The organism is uncultured Sphingomonas sp. (genome assembly GCF_934560975.1).
Lineage (GTDB): Bacteria > Pseudomonadota > Alphaproteobacteria > Sphingomonadales > Sphingomonadaceae > Sphingomonas_I.
Map to the genome: position 1 here is coordinate 11,793 of NZ_CAKTFO010000031.1, position 15,316 is coordinate 27,108.

Annotated in this window: 15 protein-coding genes; 12 read left to right on the top strand and 3 right to left on the bottom strand. The window is 64.5% G+C overall.

Annotated features, from left to right (window positions below):
• The first annotated feature begins 384 nt into the window (after positions 1-384).
• The 6 genes from Q0D93_RS13980 (at position 385) to Q0D93_RS14005 (ending at position 6,313) form a co-directional block, all read left to right on the top strand.
• Positions 385-1,740, top strand: a complete 1,356-nt coding sequence (locus Q0D93_RS13980) for a hypothetical protein (RefSeq protein ID WP_294395440.1) — start codon at positions 385-387, stop codon at positions 1,738-1,740.
• Between the two features lie 64 nt (positions 1,741-1,804).
• A complete protein-coding gene (locus tag Q0D93_RS13985; protein WP_294395442.1) occupies positions 1,805-2,179 on the top strand; it encodes a hypothetical protein in 375 nt (124 codons plus the stop codon).
• A 73-nt stretch (positions 2,180-2,252) separates the two neighbouring features.
• Positions 2,253-2,906 (top strand): C39 family peptidase, encoded by a 654-nt coding sequence (locus Q0D93_RS13990; protein ID WP_294395444.1) that lies wholly within the window; start codon positions 2,253-2,255, stop codon positions 2,904-2,906.
• Between the two features lie 2 nt (positions 2,907-2,908).
• Positions 2,909-3,649: a hypothetical protein gene (locus tag Q0D93_RS13995; RefSeq protein ID WP_294395446.1), complete on the top strand. Its 741-nt coding sequence runs from the start codon at positions 2,909-2,911 to the stop codon at positions 3,647-3,649.
• Between the two features lie 33 nt (positions 3,650-3,682).
• A complete protein-coding gene (locus Q0D93_RS14000; protein WP_294395450.1) occupies positions 3,683-4,993 on the top strand; it encodes a hypothetical protein in 1,311 nt (436 codons plus the stop codon).
• Positions 4,994-5,134: 141 nt separating this feature from the next.
• Complete coding sequence (locus Q0D93_RS14005; protein ID WP_294395452.1) at positions 5,135-6,313, top strand: PAS domain-containing sensor histidine kinase; 1,179 nt, start codon at positions 5,135-5,137, stop codon at positions 6,311-6,313.
• Here Q0D93_RS14005 and Q0D93_RS14010 read toward each other — a convergent pair.
• Entirely contained in the window at positions 6,308-6,535 is a 228-nt protein-coding gene (locus Q0D93_RS14010; protein ID WP_294395454.1) for a hypothetical protein, read from the bottom strand. The genes Q0D93_RS14005 and Q0D93_RS14010 overlap by 6 nt on opposite strands.
• Before the next feature lie 129 nt (positions 6,536-6,664).
• Here Q0D93_RS14010 and Q0D93_RS14015 point away from each other — a divergent pair, with 129 nt between their 5' ends.
• A complete protein-coding gene (locus tag Q0D93_RS14015; RefSeq protein ID WP_294395456.1) occupies positions 6,665-7,066 on the top strand; it encodes a response regulator in 402 nt (133 codons plus the stop codon).
• Here Q0D93_RS14015 and Q0D93_RS14020 read toward each other — a convergent pair.
• Together Q0D93_RS14020 and Q0D93_RS14025 are read right to left on the bottom strand one after the other, a co-directional pair.
• Complete coding sequence (locus tag Q0D93_RS14020) at positions 7,055-7,450, bottom strand: response regulator (protein WP_294395458.1); 396 nt, start codon at positions 7,448-7,450, stop codon at positions 7,055-7,057. The two genes, Q0D93_RS14015 and Q0D93_RS14020, sit on opposite strands and share 12 nt — an antisense overlap.
• Positions 7,451-7,460: 10 nt before the next feature.
• Positions 7,461-8,222, bottom strand: coding sequence for a response regulator transcription factor (locus Q0D93_RS14025; RefSeq protein ID WP_294395459.1), 762 nt, complete (start codon positions 8,220-8,222; stop codon positions 7,461-7,463).
• A gap of 448 nt (positions 8,223-8,670) precedes the next feature.
• Here Q0D93_RS14025 and Q0D93_RS14030 point away from each other — a divergent pair, with 448 nt between their 5' ends.
• The 5 genes from Q0D93_RS14030 to Q0D93_RS14050 are packed head-to-tail and all read left to right on the top strand — an operon-like array spanning position 8,671 to position 14,979.
• On the top strand, positions 8,671-10,194 hold the full coding sequence (locus Q0D93_RS14030) for a bifunctional diguanylate cyclase/phosphodiesterase (RefSeq protein WP_294395461.1): 1,524 nt from the start codon (positions 8,671-8,673) through the stop codon (positions 10,192-10,194).
• 5 nt (positions 10,195-10,199) lie between these two features.
• Positions 10,200-12,233 (top strand): TonB-dependent receptor, encoded by a 2,034-nt coding sequence (locus Q0D93_RS14035; RefSeq protein WP_294395463.1) that lies wholly within the window; start codon positions 10,200-10,202, stop codon positions 12,231-12,233.
• Between the two features lie 24 nt (positions 12,234-12,257).
• Positions 12,258-12,734, top strand: coding sequence for a YfiR family protein (locus Q0D93_RS14040; protein ID WP_294395464.1), 477 nt, complete (start codon positions 12,258-12,260; stop codon positions 12,732-12,734).
• Positions 12,735-12,739: 5 nt separating this feature from the next.
• On the top strand, positions 12,740-14,254 hold the full coding sequence (locus tag Q0D93_RS14045) for an ATP-binding protein (RefSeq protein ID WP_294395466.1): 1,515 nt from the start codon (positions 12,740-12,742) through the stop codon (positions 14,252-14,254).
• Positions 14,251-14,979 (top strand): response regulator, encoded by a 729-nt coding sequence (locus tag Q0D93_RS14050; RefSeq protein WP_294395468.1) that lies wholly within the window; start codon positions 14,251-14,253, stop codon positions 14,977-14,979. The genes Q0D93_RS14045 and Q0D93_RS14050 overlap by 4 nt, the downstream gene beginning before the upstream one ends.
• Positions 14,980-15,316: the final 337 nt, after the last annotated feature.

Below are 15,316 nucleotides of genomic sequence, written 5' to 3' on the forward strand. Positions count from 1 at the left end.
TCCAAAGCGGCCGAGCGCGCATCGTGTGCCCCACGATTGCCGATAGACCACTACATCATGTGCGACACTATTACATGCATCAGGCCGACACTTGCAAGCGACTAGGTGGTAATCACCCCGGCTGATGAAGCCTGAAATGTGCAACAGAGGCAAGTATTTGCCCCGTCGGCTAAATGCACGACATTATCCTGAGATAGGGAGCAAGTGGCTTGTTTCGGGTTCGTGCCCCCGGCTGGTCTCTTGGTTAACCCTATTCGTGGTGCACGGAGCGCATCATGCGCGGGGCGCGGCGATCCGGTAGGCCGGCTAGGTCCCGCGTCGCTCCGGCAGTGTCGGCAGCTGTTCGCCGGATCTTCCGGTGGCACCTAAACTGAGGATCTGACCATGAAGGCAAGGCTTTTCGGTTCGGCAGCGGTCATCGCCATGGCTGCCACCGCCGCGCATGCGCAAAGCGTCCCGGGGGATACCACCGATCGTTCGTACAACACGATCGATGCAACCTATACCAACAACAGCGACAATTCGACTCACTCGTCCACCGGCTCGGCCAATGGCGGGGAGGTTGTCTCCAACAACGGATCGACGGCAACGGACAGCCGCGACATGTCGTCCAGCACGACGACCACCACCAACACCGACAATAGCGACAACAGCGTCTCCAACGGCGGCGCCACCGGAGCCCAGGTTGCGGCCGCCAACGGCTCCACCGCAACCGACAGTCGCGACATGTCCGACAGCTCGGATCGGTCGACCACGACCACCACGACCAACACCGACAATTCGGATCGGTCGACCACGACGACCACGACCAATACCGATAATTCGAACCGGTCCACCACGACCACCAACACCGACAATTCGGATCGTTCGAGCTGGACCGACAGCAGCTCCGCCACCGGGGCGCAGGTCGCCGCGAACAATGGTGGGACGGCGACGGACAGCCGCAACATGTCGCACACCACGACGACCACGGACAATTCCGACAATTCCACCACGGACAATTCGGACCGTTCGTCGACCTATAACGATTATGCGGACCGCTCGACCACGAACACCGACAATTCGGACCGTTCGATGATGGACAATTCGGACCGGTCCACCACCGACAATTCCAACCGGTCGACCACCACGACGACGACGGACAATTCGGACGGCAGTTCGGCCACCGGTACGCAGGTTGCGGCCAACAACGGCGCCACCGCCACCGACAGCCGCGACATGTCTGTGACCGACAATTCGGACAACTCGACGACCGATAATTCAGACAGTTCGACGACCGACAATTCGGACAACAGCTCCGCCATGGGGGCGCAGGTCGCCGCGAACAATGGCGGCACCGCCAGCGACAATCGCGACTCCTCGACCCACAGCAGCGCCGGCAATGACGGGACCGGTTCGGTTTCCAACGGCGGCGATGCGTCTTATGTCGACTCGTCCAATGCCCAGAGCAGTTCGGCGAGCGCCGGCACCGGGGCGGCGGCGACCACCAACCAGTTCGGGGCACAGGCCGTGGTCTCCTCCGCGAACCTGGCCAGTTACGTCACCGGCGTGACCGTCAGCTATTCGGTGCCGTCGGGCTCGGACGGCTCGGGTCCGGACAATCGCCTGACGACCGGCGATGGCGCCTTCACCAACTTTGCCGGCGTCCAGTCGCTGAACATGAATACGGGCGTCGCCGCGTCGCAGAACAGCGCGGTCAGCGTCACCGTTTCCGCGGGTTCGATCAACCTCGGTCAGTAAGCGGCGGGGCGGCGCCGGGTCCACACCGGCACCGCCCGTGCCCCCAGCACGATCGGAAAAGAGCATGAAGAGGATCAAGTCCCGGTGGCTCCTCGCCTTGGTGGCGGGACCCGTCTCGTTCGGGGCAGCCCAGGGGGCGGAGGCGCAGCCGGTTGCGGCCGGCCAAGCGGGCGCCGCTCCGTTCGGGGATGCCACCCGCATGGCCGCGACCGACCTGGCAACCATCACCGGGCGCGAGGATACCAACATGACCATCCGCGCCAGCAACACCAGCAACGTGTCCAACAATTCGGTGGTCGGTCAGTCGCAGACCGGCACCGTCAGCTTCGACGGACAGGCGTTCGGCAACCTGTCCGGCCTGTCGGTGGTGAGCGCGAACACCGGCAACAACGTGTCCATCAACGCGTCGATGAACCTGAATGTCGCCATCCGGCCCTGAAGCGCGGCGGGGGCGCCGATGCTGTGCGGCGGCCCAGCTTGCTCTCCTGCTGGGCGGCTGCACGGCGGGGCCGATGCCCGAAGGCACCGCCACGCTCGACATGAGCAGCACCATGGCCTTCGCTTTGCCCGTGACCAGCCTGATCGGCCGGCGGTTCGGCACGGTGGTGCGGCAGCAATATGATTTCAGCTGCGGATCGGCGGCGCTGGCGACCCTGCTGCGCTTCCATTACGACGATCCGCAGACCGAACAGAGCGTGTTCGTCGGCATGTTCCGCGATGGCGACCAGGCGCAGATCCGCCGGCTCGGCTTCTCGCTGCTCGACATGAAGAGGTTCCTGGCCGCGCGCGGCATTGCCGCCGATGGCTACCGCGTCACGGTGCAGCAGATCGCGCAGGCGCGGCTGCCCGGCATCGCCCTGATCGACTTCAACGGCTACAAGCATTTCGTGGTGGTCAAGGGCGTGGACGATCGCACCCTCCTGCTGGGTGATCCGTCGCTGGGTTTGCGTCGCGAGGATGTGGCGACCTTCGGCCGGCAATGGAACGGCGTCTTTTTCGTCATCAACGATCGCGGCGCGGTCGGCGCCCGGCATTTCAACCAGCCGGCGGATGTCGCCTTGTCGCCAGGCGCCCGCTTCTACCGGGAAGCGGAGCCGCTCAGCCTCTCCGGCCTGCAATTGACCCGACCTTTGGTCCTGCCCGCTCCTTTGCCGAGGGATTTCTGATCATGGCTGCTGGCGCGCTGCTCCTGCTTTCGGCCGGCCTGTCCGCCGCCGCCGCCGACGTGACGGTGACCGCCCCGCGCGGTGCGCCCTGGACCGTCCGGGTGCCCGATACGGTGCTGGCGACGATGCGAGGTGGGGTGCGGTTGCCCAACGGGCTCGACCTGTCGCTCGGCATCGACATCCAGACGTGGATCGACGGGCAACTCGCGCTGCGGACCGTCTATGCCAGCGACGGATCGCAGCCGGGCGTGCGCGTCTTCACCGGCGGAGCGATGCCGGCGCCCACCGTGCCGCCTACTGCCACCCTCTCATCGGGTGGCGAAGCGGGTGTGCCGCTGCTGATCGTGGACCGCTCGCCCACCGGCCCGACCATCGTGCCGACGGGGGCCGTCGGCGCGGCCACGGTCAACATCGTCGATGGCGATCCGGCAATCTGGCTCGGCGGCGGGGACCAGACGCCCGTGCCGGTGACCCCCAACGGCCCCGCCGTCGCGGCGCCGCCGGGCGACCTCCGTTTTACCATCGATGCGGACGGGGCGGCGGTGACGTTGCGGACGCCGACGCTGGAGGTGCGCCAGCTCGTCGGCCAGGCGACCGGCGTGATCGTCGCCAACAGCGGCAACAACACCGCGATCGACACGGTGAGCGCGGTCAATGTCGACCTGGGCGGGCTGTCGCCGGCGCTGCTGGCGAGCACCTTTGCCGCCCAGCGCGCGGCTTTGGAGGCCTTTGTTGTCCGATAAAATACCACAGGGGAGGATCGGTCGTTGGAGTCGTTGAAGCCATCTTTCGTCGGAATGCTCGGCGTGTGTACGCTGCTGGCCGCCCCCGGAATGACGCAGGGCGCCGCGCCTCCGCCAGCCGATCTCGCCGCGCTCCGTACCGAGATCGCGCGCGAACGGCAGGCGCTGGAGCAGCAGCAGCGCGCGTTGACGGCCCAGCACCTCCGGCTGGAAAGCCTGGAACGCGCGCTGCTCGCCCGCATGGGGCCGGGACAGCAACGCACCCAGACGGCCGGCAACACGCCGACGGGCGTGCCGCTGCCGCCGTCGCCTCCGCCGGCCTCGCCCGGCGCGTCCGCTCCGGTGCAGACCGTGGGCGAGGCGCCGACCGACCAGCGCCAGGTGCAGGTGGCGGTGCTGGCCGACCAGGGCGGCGTGATCACCCGCCGCGGCCTGATGACGATCGAAGGCGACCTCGAATATGCCCGCGCGGATCGCAACCGCGTCCTGTTCCGGGGCGTGTCGATTCCCGAAGCGGTGCTGATCGGGGCGTTCGACATCAACGAAAGCCGGCAGGACGTGGTCACCGCCGCCGCCGTGATGCGGCTCGGCCTGACCAGCCGGTTCGAGATCAACGGGCGCGTCCCCTTCGTCCGGCGGTCCGACAACTCCGCGTTGGCCCCGGTGGTCGACAATGGCGACGGCAGCAATGTCGGCACGGACCGCACCGTAACCGACAGCAACCTGGGCGACGTGGATTTCGGTGCCCGCTATCAGATCACGGACGGGCAGAACGGCTTTCCCTACCTTATCACCGGCGTGCAGGCGGTGGCACCGACCGGCACGGACCCGTTCGCCGTGCCACGCGATACGCTGGGCAATCCGCTGCGCGCGGCCACCGGCGCCGGCTTCTGGGGGGTGACGCCGAACCTTACCGCGATCCTGCCGACCGATCCGGCGGTGCTGTTCGGGACACTGGGCTACACGTTCAATTTCGGGCGCAACATCGAACGGCGGATCGGATCGGCGATCGTGGAGCGGGTGACGCCCGGCGGACAGCCCGCGGCCAGCGTCGGCATCGCCATCTCGCTCAATCCGCGCACGTCGCTCAGTCTCGGCTATGCGCACACCCTGGCGCTCGGCACCAAGACGCGACTGCGGACGATCGACCCCCGCAACGGCGCGGAAAGCGACGCGATGACGGTGCGGACGCGCGACCTGCAGCTTGGCCGGTTGCTGTTCGGCGTCAGTTACCGCACCAGCCCCCGGACGACCATCAACTGGAACCTGGAACTGGGCGCAACTGATGATGCGACGGACATGCGGACGACGCTTCGCGTGCCACTGAACTTCCAGCTCTTCTGAGCCGAGAGCCGGTTGTTCAGCCCGGTTTTCATCAACGTGTCTACTATCGAAATAACTAATTGTTATAGTTGCTCATTGCGTTGCTCACGGTGCTGTGGAACCATGGATCGACTGTGCTGATCCTGCTGACGAGGGACGTGATTGGGTAAGGTTCGGGAAAGGTTCAGCCTTGATGCGCGCGGTGCGCTGATCGGGGTGATCGTGTCAGGCGTGCTGTTGACCACCGAACGGGCGGTCAGGCGCAGGACGCTGAGGACGCAGCGCGGACGGGACATGTTTGAAGCCGTGATGCGCAGCTCCGCCGGCGCGGTCATGTTCCTTGATGGCGACATGCGGATCCTGCGTGCCAGCACCCCCGCGGCCGAGATGCTGGGGATTTCCCAAAGCGGCCTGGCCGGTCGGCCGGTAGGCGCAATGCTGGTAAACGACATCCATCCAGGCGATGGCCAGCCCATAAGCAGCGACGCGGCGCCGGCACTGATCCGCAACACGGCGCATTGCGGGGAGGGACGCCGCCTGCCGGTGGAGACCCAGCTGTTCGGGCTTGCGGATGGCGACGTCCGCTGGATGCTGCGGATCTACGATCGCAGCATGAACGACATGGAGCGACTGAAAGCGGAGTTCGTGTCCACCGTCAGCCACGAACTGCGCACACCCCTCAGCTCCATCGCCGGCGCACTCGGGCTGGTCGCGGCAGGGGCAACCGGAGAGCTGCCCGCCGATGCCGGGGAAATGGTGGGGATCGCGCTCAACAACACCCAGCGGCTGATGCGCCTGATCAACGATCTGCTCGACATCGAGCGGCTGCAACTTGGCAAGCTTCATTTCGAGATGCAGCCGCATTCACTGCGATGGCTGATCGGCACCGCCGTGGACGAAATCGGCCCCTTTGCCGACCAGCATCGCATCCAGTTGGTGATCGATGATGCGGGTGGGCAGGATTGCGTGGTGGTGGATGCCGACCGAATGGGTCAGGTGCTGAGCAACCTGCTATCCAATGCCATCAAATTCTCACCCGAAGGATCGCTGGTGAAGGTGGCGCTTCGGCCGAGCACGCACTTCCATCGGGTCGAGGTGATCGACAACGGACAGGGGATCGCGCCGGAATTCCGCCCACTCGTCTTTGCCAAGTTCGCGCAAGGGGATGCGTCCGGCACCCGCAAGGTGGGCGGCACCGGACTCGGCCTCGCCATCTCGCGTGAGATCGTCGACCGGCTGGACGGCAAGCTCTGGTTTTCCGACAATCCGGAGGGTGGGACGATCTTCTCGCTCGATCTGCCTGCCGGCGCTCATGCGGCCGAGCAGGCGCCGGCATCATAGCGGGTCTTGCTCCGCCTGTTCGTCGAGCAGGTCGATCGTCGTCAGCATGTCGGCGCAGGCCCGGCGCGCCCGGGCCATGTCCTCGTCGCTCTCCGGCGACAGCGTCTCCGTCAGGCGCACGATGTCGATTGATCCCATGACGATGCCCAGCTTGTTGCGGAGCCGATGTTGCGCCTCATGCAGCTTGGTCTGGCTGGAAGAAGGGGCGTCAGGTTGGGTCATGCAAGTCGTCCATGCAGCTGTTGAGTCCGAAATGGGGCAGCCTACTTTCCAAAGGGGCTACCCATGTTTAACCTATAAGTTGTAACGGACGATCGCTTGGATCTTTCGTCGTGAAGGGGAGACCAGAACATGGCGATCCGGCCTCCCTTGAGGCTGCTGTACGTTGATGACGAACCAGACCTCGTGGCAGTGGTGCTGCGTGCCCTGAAGCTGGACGGCGCAATGCAGGTGCGCGCCGTGAACAGCGGGGCCGAGGCGTTGTCGGTAATCGTGCAGCCGGGCGAGCGACCTGACGTAGTGCTGCTGGACGTCATGATGCCGGACCTTGACGGGCCGGGAACTCTGGAGCGCATCCGCCAGATCACCGATGGCGAACTGCCGGTGATCTTCTTCACGGCGCGCGCCCGCAACAACGAGCTTGTTGAGCTGGCCCAGCATGGCGCGATCGGGGTTCTCACCAAGCCGTTCGACCCCTTGACGCTGGCCACTGATATCCGCCGGCTGTACGACAAATCGCAATCAGTGAAATGACCGCAACGCCGCATCGCTGTCCAGCAGGTGCTTGGCCGCCGTCAGCAATGTGGTGGATGTAAACGGCTTCGACAGAAAGGTGTAATGTTCGGGGCGTGATGAATCCATGATGCTGGCGGGCATGCCCGACACCACCAGGATGCGAACGTCGGGGCGGTTGACATTGACCCAATGCGCCAGATCGAGCCCGGTCAGGTCGCCCGCAAGCCGGATGTCCGTTACCAGCAGGTCCACCTCCCGGTTCTCGATCGCGTCGATTGTGCTTTGGTACGAATCCGTCTCGATGATGTCGAGGTCGGCGGCATCCAGCGCATCGACCATGAGCATGCGGATAAGTGCATCGTCCTCGCAGACGATCCCGGTCCATCGTTTGGAAGAGCCCACCGTATGATCCTTATTCCGCACTGCCCTTGATCTTCGACAATCCGGTGAAGACGTAACCGGTACCGCGTGCGGACCGGAGCGGCAGCGACATGCCCGTGGTGGCATCGATTTTGCGCCGGGTCCGCGAAATCAGCACGTCCAGACTGCGATTCTGCGGATCGAGGCGGGGCTTGCCCAGCCGCGCATTGATCATGTCGCGAGAACCCAGGCGCCCCGGCTGCTCCAGCAGCGGCAGCAACACCTGATATTCGGCGGCGGACAGCTCGACCCCCATGCCGTTGGGCGATGTCAGCCGCCAGGCGTCGCAATCCAGCAGCCATGTGCCGTCCTGATCCTGGCCATCCGCAGGCGCAGGCGTACCCGCTTGCGGAGTGGCAGGAGCAGGGGGCGCGGCGGGTACGGCCTGCAATCTCCGGGCGAGATTGCGGATCACGCTTTCCAGCTCGCGCAAGTCAACCGGCTTGCCGAGGTAATGATCGGCGCCGATCGAAAGGCCTAGCAATCGGTCCTGCTGGTCGGTCCGTCCGGTCAGCATCACGATGCCGACGGATGATCGCGCTCGCAGCCGTGCGGCAGCCACGAAACCGCTTTCGTCAGGCAGATTCACGTCGAGGATGAGGACGTCGAACTGTTGCGTCTGCAGGGCCGCATCGAGTTCGCGCACATTCTCGAAGCTTGCGACCGTCATGCCCGTGCCGTCGAGAAATCGTGTCAGCACGGCACGCAGGTCGGCATCATCCTCGACGATGGCAACCGCGATGGACCCGGTCATGCGACACCTCCGGCATCAATATTGATCGGCGCAATCGGCCGCTCGGGCTCCATCTCGCTCGATCGGCGCTGCAATCGCCCGGAACGGTTCAAGGCAACTTCCTTCCTACTGCCCGCAGGGCGAATGAGGGACACCACGACAGAAAACAACGTATTGAATCAACGATATATCCGGTTGCTAACGTGGATTGGCCCGACTGCCAAACCTTAACGGCCGGCCGGCGAAACCTGCTCCTGATCCCGATCGGGAAGTGCGCCCGCTGCGTGAAACGCCGAGCACGACCTGCGCCTCTGGTAAACGTCGCTGGTTAAGCAGGGATTAAAGCAATCTTCCGAACAAATACAAAGTGCAACATACATCGCTGATTATCAGGTTGTTAAACAGTAAAGGTGATTGGTCGCATCTAACATACAAGACTAGCTGTTTAACGGCGCTGAGCATATTCTGGATGAAGTCGATGTTTCCCGGATCCAAGACATTCGATGCACGCGCTGTGCTGGACTGCATTGAGCATATCGCCAACGGTAATTTCTCCGAATTGCTTCGCCTGCAAGGGGGGATGCCCATCGCCTTTCAACGGGCGCTCACCCGGCTGGCAAGCTCCATGCAAAAACATGCCGATGCGGCAGGGCGGGCGGGGGAGCGCGACCCGATCTGCGGCCTGCTGACCCGATCGTCCTTTCGCGATCATTGCGTGCAAAGACTGGTCAGGGACGGCCGGCCGGAACCAGCCGCTTTGCTGTTCATCGACCTTGATGAGATGAAGCATGTCAATGACGGCCTCGGCTATGCGGCGGGCGACCAGCTGCTCGCTTTGGCCGCGACGAGAATGCAGCTGGCGCTTGATGCGGTTCACGGAGCCGCCGCCGACGACATGCCCAAACCGATCCTCAGCCGGCTGGGCGCCGACGAATTCGGCGTGTTTGCCGAAGGCGCATCTGCCGCCGAGGGAACGCGATACGCCCAGGCTGTCCTGACCGTGCTGCGCGAGCCGTATTTCTTCAAGAACCGGCACATCGTCGTCACCGCCAGCATCGGCATAGTGGCGGAACCGGGCAAGGACCGATCCTTCGAGCAACTGCTGCTCGCCGCCGAAATGGCGATGGCGGAGGTCAAGGCTGCGGGCCGCAACGGCTGCGCCGTCTATCATGACGACATGGGCATGCGGTCGCGTGATCGTGCGATCGACGTGGCGATGCTGCGCCGGGCGCTGGCGGAGGATCAGTTCCGGCTCGTCTTCCAGCCGCAGTTCCGGGTGGAAGATGGCGAGGGCGAACCGGCGGCGGAAGCCTTGCTGCGCTGGCACCACCCGGAACGCGGCATCGTCATGCCCGATGCCTTCATCCCGGTCGCGGAGCAAAGCGGCCTGATCCATGATCTCGGGCGCTGGACGCTGACCGCGGCGATCAAGACCATCGCCCGCTGGCAGCAGGAGGGCACGCCCTGCCGCGTCGCGGTCAACATCAGCGCGGTTGAACTCACTCGTCCAGACCTGGTCGATCATGTACGCGAATGGCTTCGTCGCACCGGCGCGTCGCCCTCCCTGCTGGAGATCGAAGTCACCGAAACGGTGATGGCCGAGTCTGATGCCCTTTCCTGTCAGCAATTGGCGGCTTTGCGCGCCTTGGGCATTACCATCGCCATCGACGATTTTGGCGCTGGTTATTCGAACCTGTCCAGGCTGTCGCGCCTGCCGATCGATCGGCTGAAGATCGACCGGTCGCTGTCCGGCGGCATATTGGAAGGGGCGAGTCAGCGGGAAATCCTGGTCTGCATCATCGGATTGGCCAAGATCCTGGGGCATGAGATCGTGGTCGAGGGGATCGAGAATAGCGATCAGGCCGATGCTTTCGCCGCGCTGGGTTGCGATCTGCTGCAGGGATTTTACCTGTCCCGTCCGCTGAGCGAACCCGACTTTTCGCAATGGCTGCAGAAGCCGCATGCCAGCCGGCCGCTCGTCAGGGCGCGGTGACGTTCATGCGGAGGGCTCGTGGCTTGGTCTGCCTGGCGGGCGGATTGACGCTGGTCGTCGGCGCGCCGGTGCGGGCGAGTGCGCTTGATCATCTCGACCGCTATTCGCTGGAGGATCTGCTGGCGCTGGAGGCGACCTCCGTCGCCAAGAAGCGGCAGAGCGTTGCCGATGCAGCCGCCGCCGTGTTCGTGATCACCCAGGAAGACATCCGGCGGTCCGGTGCGCGTACCGTTCCCGATCTGTTGCGGATGGTGCCGGGCGTCGAGGTAGGCTCGATCGACGGCAACTCGACGGCCATTTCGATGCGCGGGTTCAACACGCGCTTCGCCAACAGCGTATTGGTGCTGGTCAACGGCCGGTCCATCTACGTGTCCGCCGTATCCGGCGTATTGTGGGACCAGTTGCTGGACCCCCTGGATACGATCGAGCGGATCGAGGTCGTTCGCGGTCCCGGGGCCACCATCTGGGGCGCGAATGCCGTCAACGGCATCATCAACATCATTACCAAGAATTCGGCCCAGTTGTCGGGCGGGACGGCGCAAGGCAGGATCGGGACCGACGGCGCGCAGACCAGCCTCAGCTACGGCGACGGCAATTCCCGCCTGAGCTATCGCCTGACGGCGGCCGGCCGCCAGACACTGATGCCGGCCGCACTGCCGCATGGCGGAGCAGCCACCGTGGAAACGCGTGGCCTGCAATTGGGTGGGCAGCTCGACCTGGCTCCGGACGATGACAACGCCCTGACTGCACGGGCTGCGGGGTCGCTGGGGGATTTCGGCCCTCGACACCCCGCCCGGGCGCTCACGAACGGGGCGTACCAGGAAGTCAATCTGCTGGGACGATGGTCGCGCCGGATCGACGACGACACTGACTCCACCCTGCAAGCCTATATCAACCACGTCTCGCGTCATGAAAGCGGGATCAGCGTGGATGAGACGCTGATTGACGCCGAGGGGAATCTCCGTCGCAATTACGGCGTGCATGAAGTCGGGCTCGGCTTCAACTACCGCTTTACGGGCAATCGTCTGAAATCGGAAACGCCGACGCTCGGCTTCATTCGGGGTCGCTCGCGCGGCAGGCTGGTAAGCGGCTATGTACAAGACGATTACTGGCTCGTTCCCGATCGGCTGCGGCTGACCGCGGGAACCAAGGTCGAGTATAACAGCCTGTCGGGTCTCGCCGTCCAGCCCAGCGTCCGGATGTTGTGGCGGCCGGCCGAACGAACGAGCGTCTGGTCGTCCTGGTCGCGGGCCGTGCGCACGACGTCCTCGTTCGAGCGCAACGCCACCTTTATGACGCAAGCAGGCCCGACGGGGGCGAGATTCTATGCGCCCATTCCGGTCACCGTGTTTGCGGCCGGACAGGACAGCCTCAAGTCGGAAAAGCTCGACGCATACGAGGCTGGCGCACGATTTTCCCCGGCGAACTGGCTCAGCATCGACCTGGCCGTCTATCACAATCGCTACCGGCGGCTGATCGGCTTCGCCCCGGTCAGCGCATCGATCCTGTACGCATATCCGCTTCCATCGGTGGAGGCGCAATATCGGATCCTGAACAACAGCCGCGCCAACAGCAGCGGTGTCGAGATGTCCGCGACCGCCACCCTTTCGCCGACAGTGCGGGTGGACCTGTATGGGTCGCTGATCGATACCCATGCCCGCGTGGACAAGGTGATCGAGGCGCCCAGCATCGCCGGCCTGCCACCCGGCGTGGGCTACACGCTGCCGCTGTTCACCCAGCCGGGACTTACCACCACGCCCAAGCAGCAGGGAGGCGTCCGGTTTCGCTGGGATGTGTCACGCACGGTGGAGTTGGATGCCTGGCTGCGTCACGTCGGCACGCTGAAGCTAGTCGGGGTGCCTGCTTATACTACGCTGGATCTCCGCCTCGCATGGGCGGCAAGCGAAATGGTGAGCCTGGAACTGACCGGCCGCAACCTGTTCCAGAACAAACGGCTCGATTTCCGTGAGCCGTTGATTTCCGCCGCGCCGGCCCTGGTCGAGCGACGCTTCGCGCTGGCCGCGCATGTGCGGTTCTAAGCCATGGGACATGCACGGTACATCGTGGCAGCGTCGCTTGCCGTGGCGATCGCCAAGCCGGCTTATGCCGCGGAGCAGGACCAGCTCAAGGCGGCGATCGTCTACAACATCATCCGCTTCACCCGCTTTGTGCCGCCGCCGGAGGGCGGCGTATCCTTGTGCGTGCTTGCCTCCGGCGCCTTGTCGCAGGCGATCGCGACAGTGGACGGCAAGGCGGTGCCGGACGGGCGCGTGCAGGTCCGCATCGTTTCGCACGTCAGCGAACTGCGCGCAGGCTGCACGATCGCCTATATCGGCGCAAACCTCGGCCCACCCAACTATGACGGCGTGCCGATGGTGATCGGGGAAACGGCCGACTTTGCAGAGCGCGGCGGCGCGGTCGGCCTGACCCGTTTCGGCCGGCAGATCTCGTTCGAGCTGAACCCGAAAGCGGCTGCTGCGCGGGGCGTACGCTTCAGTTCGCGCCTGCTGAGCCTCGCCTCATTGGTCCACGGCCGGTGAGCGGCATGATGGCCGAACTCAGCTTTCGCACCCGGCTGATGCTGGTGACGCTGGCATCGTCGTTTTTCGCGCTTGCGCTCAGCTGCATGCTGCTCGCGATATGGCAATATCTCGATGCGTCGCACGATCTGGAACTGCGAAATCGCCAGATCGCATCGGTGCTGGCGGGTGCGGCCGGGGCACCAGTGGTGTTCGGCGATACGGCCGCGACCCGCGATACGGTTGCGGTCGCCGCCCGGCTCGCCAACGTCCGGGCGCTCGCCATCTTGGACCGGGCCGGGCGTCCGCTGGCCGACTATCGCAACAGCCGCCACGCGCCCGGCGACGATGCAGCGATCCCGCCGTCTCCCGCGAGGCGCGGGTCGGCGCAGGTGGTGTGGCGCGGGTCCGCGATGCGCATCACCATGCCAATCGCCGTCACCGGCGAAGTGGTCGGCTGGGTCGACATGACGGTGGCTGGGGGGAGCTTTGCGACTTTGGCGAAACGCACGGCCTGGGTGGCGTTGGGGCTGCTCGCGATTGCGGGGTTGGCGGCGGCCGCGCTGAACCGCTGGCTGCAGCCGATGCTGCTGCGGCCGATGGAGCGGCTGCTCGTCACCATGGAGGATATCACCCGTTCCGCCGATTACTCGCTGCGCGTGCCCCACTCGCGCGACCGCGAGATTGAGCGGGTGCTGTCCGCCTTCAACTCGATGGTGGCGGAGGTGGAGCGGCGCGAGGCCGAACTCGCCAATACGCTGACGGAGCTGGAGCAGGCGCGCGACGCCGCCGAAACCGCCAACGTCGCCAAGTCGCAATTTCTGGCCGGCATGAGCCATGAACTGCGCACGCCGCTCAATGCCGTGATCGCCTACGCTGAATTGCTGATGGAGGACATGGAGGCGGAGGGCGCGAGCCAGCATGTCGAAGACCTGCGCGTCATCAACCAATCGGCCAAGCACCTGCTGACGCTGATCAACGAGGTGCTCGACTTCGCCAAGATCGAGGCGCGTCAGATCTCGCTCGACCTTCACGCCTTTGATCCGCATGCTTTGCTGAACGAGGTGGCGGCGACGCTGAAGCCGCTGGCTGCGCGCAACAACAACCGCATCGACCTGCGGGTGGACACGATTCTGCCGGCGGTGGTGCTGGACTCCACCAAGCTGCGGCAATGCCTGCTCAATCTCGGCGCCAACGCCTGCAAGTTCACCGAACACGGTCAGATCACCATTGCCGCCATGTACGTTTCCGATCGCGACATGATCGTGGTCGCCATTCACGATACCGGCATCGGCATCGCTCGCAACGTCATCGAGCGGCTGTTTGTGCCGTTCACCCAGGCCGATACGTCCACCACCCGCCGTTACGGCGGAACCGGCCTCGGCCTTGCTATCACCGACGAGTTCGTGCGGCTGATGGGCGGCACGATCAATGTCCACAGCGTCGAAGGCCTGGGCTCCACCTTCACCATCACCTTGCCGCGTCGTCTGCCTGCGGGCGGCACCGCGCAGCCATTGCTTATGAGGACGGCGTATCCATGATCCATCCGCAAATCGAATCCGATACCATTGTTCGCCGCCCGCTGATCCTGATCGTCGACGACGTTCCGGCCAACCGCTTCATCGTCCAGCGCAGGCTGGAACGGATGAACTATGACTGCATGGTCGCGGATGGCGGACGCACCGCGTTGCAGATGATCAAAACGACGTGTCCCTCGCTGGTGCTGCTCGACTTCATGATGCCGGAGATATGCGGCCTGACCGTGCTCCGTCAGTTGCGCGCCAACCCCGATACGGCATCCCTGCCGGTAATCATGTTGACCGCCCGGACCGATGCCGAAGCGGTGGTTGCCTCATTGAAGGAAGGGGCTGACGACTACGTCCACAAGCCGATCGACTTCACGGTGCTGAAGGCGCGGATCGAGGCGCATCTGCAACGGGGTGAGCAGTCCCGCGCTTTGCGGGAGGCGAACGGGCAGCTCGACGGGCGTGCCGCGTCGCGCGCGCTCGAACTGGGTGAGGTTCGTGCCTTGCTGCACAAGGAAATGGACCGGGCCGATCGCCTGGAAAGCCAGCTGACCCAGGGAGGAGGAGGCGTAAACGCCGCCTTGCCGGAGCAGATCGCCAGCGGGTTTCGCCGCATCGTCGAACTGTGCAACCAGGGTGGCCATGCCGAACCCCACGTCACGCTCGTCTGCGTGGAGGAAATCGAGCGGATTGCCGTCGCCGCGCTGAGGAAGATGGACGCATCGGGCTTAGGCCATTGACAGGCTCATCGGCGGGCGAGGGTGTCTCCGGCTGCGGTGATAAGTATAGTCTAGTATAAAAATTGAAACATCGCGTAACATAATGCGGCAAATAGCGCATGGTTCTTTGGCTTAACAGCTTGTTTACTGCAAGTAGTGCAGATGAACGCCATGAACTGGACGGGACGTCAGGGGCGGTGCTCCCGCAACTGATTGTCGCGGACATGGAAAGGCCGTCGTTCACCCGATGATCGTGCCTGACCATTCCGGCATCCGGTTCCACACCCCAAGCGAAGGACCACTCGCATGACCACGACCCAGAACAATATCGAGCTTTCCGGTTCGCAGTTCCTCTACG

Coding starts and splice junctions, on each gene's coding strand:
- Q0D93_RS14010 (WP_294395454.1), bottom strand. CDS start 6,535: ATGACCCAACCTGACGCCCCTTCTTCCAGCCAGACCAAGCTGCATGAG.
- Q0D93_RS14050 (WP_294395468.1), top strand. CDS start 14,251: ATGATCCATCCGCAAATCGAATCCGATACCATTGTTCGCCGCCCGCTG.
- Q0D93_RS14035 (WP_294395463.1), top strand. CDS start 10,200: ATGCGGAGGGCTCGTGGCTTGGTCTGCCTGGCGGGCGGATTGACGCTG.
- Q0D93_RS14030 (WP_294395461.1), top strand. CDS start 8,671: ATGAAGTCGATGTTTCCCGGATCCAAGACATTCGATGCACGCGCTGTG.
- Q0D93_RS13995 (WP_294395446.1), top strand. CDS start 2,909: ATGGCTGCTGGCGCGCTGCTCCTGCTTTCGGCCGGCCTGTCCGCCGCC.
- Q0D93_RS13985 (WP_294395442.1), top strand. CDS start 1,805: ATGAAGAGGATCAAGTCCCGGTGGCTCCTCGCCTTGGTGGCGGGACCC.
- Q0D93_RS14015 (WP_294395456.1), top strand. CDS start 6,665: ATGGCGATCCGGCCTCCCTTGAGGCTGCTGTACGTTGATGACGAACCA.
- Q0D93_RS13990 (WP_294395444.1), top strand. CDS start 2,253: ATGCCCGAAGGCACCGCCACGCTCGACATGAGCAGCACCATGGCCTTC.
- Q0D93_RS13980 (WP_294395440.1), top strand. CDS start 385: ATGAAGGCAAGGCTTTTCGGTTCGGCAGCGGTCATCGCCATGGCTGCC.
- Q0D93_RS14025 (WP_294395459.1), bottom strand. CDS start 8,222: ATGACCGGGTCCATCGCGGTTGCCATCGTCGAGGATGATGCCGACCTG.
- Q0D93_RS14045 (WP_294395466.1), top strand. CDS start 12,740: ATGATGGCCGAACTCAGCTTTCGCACCCGGCTGATGCTGGTGACGCTG.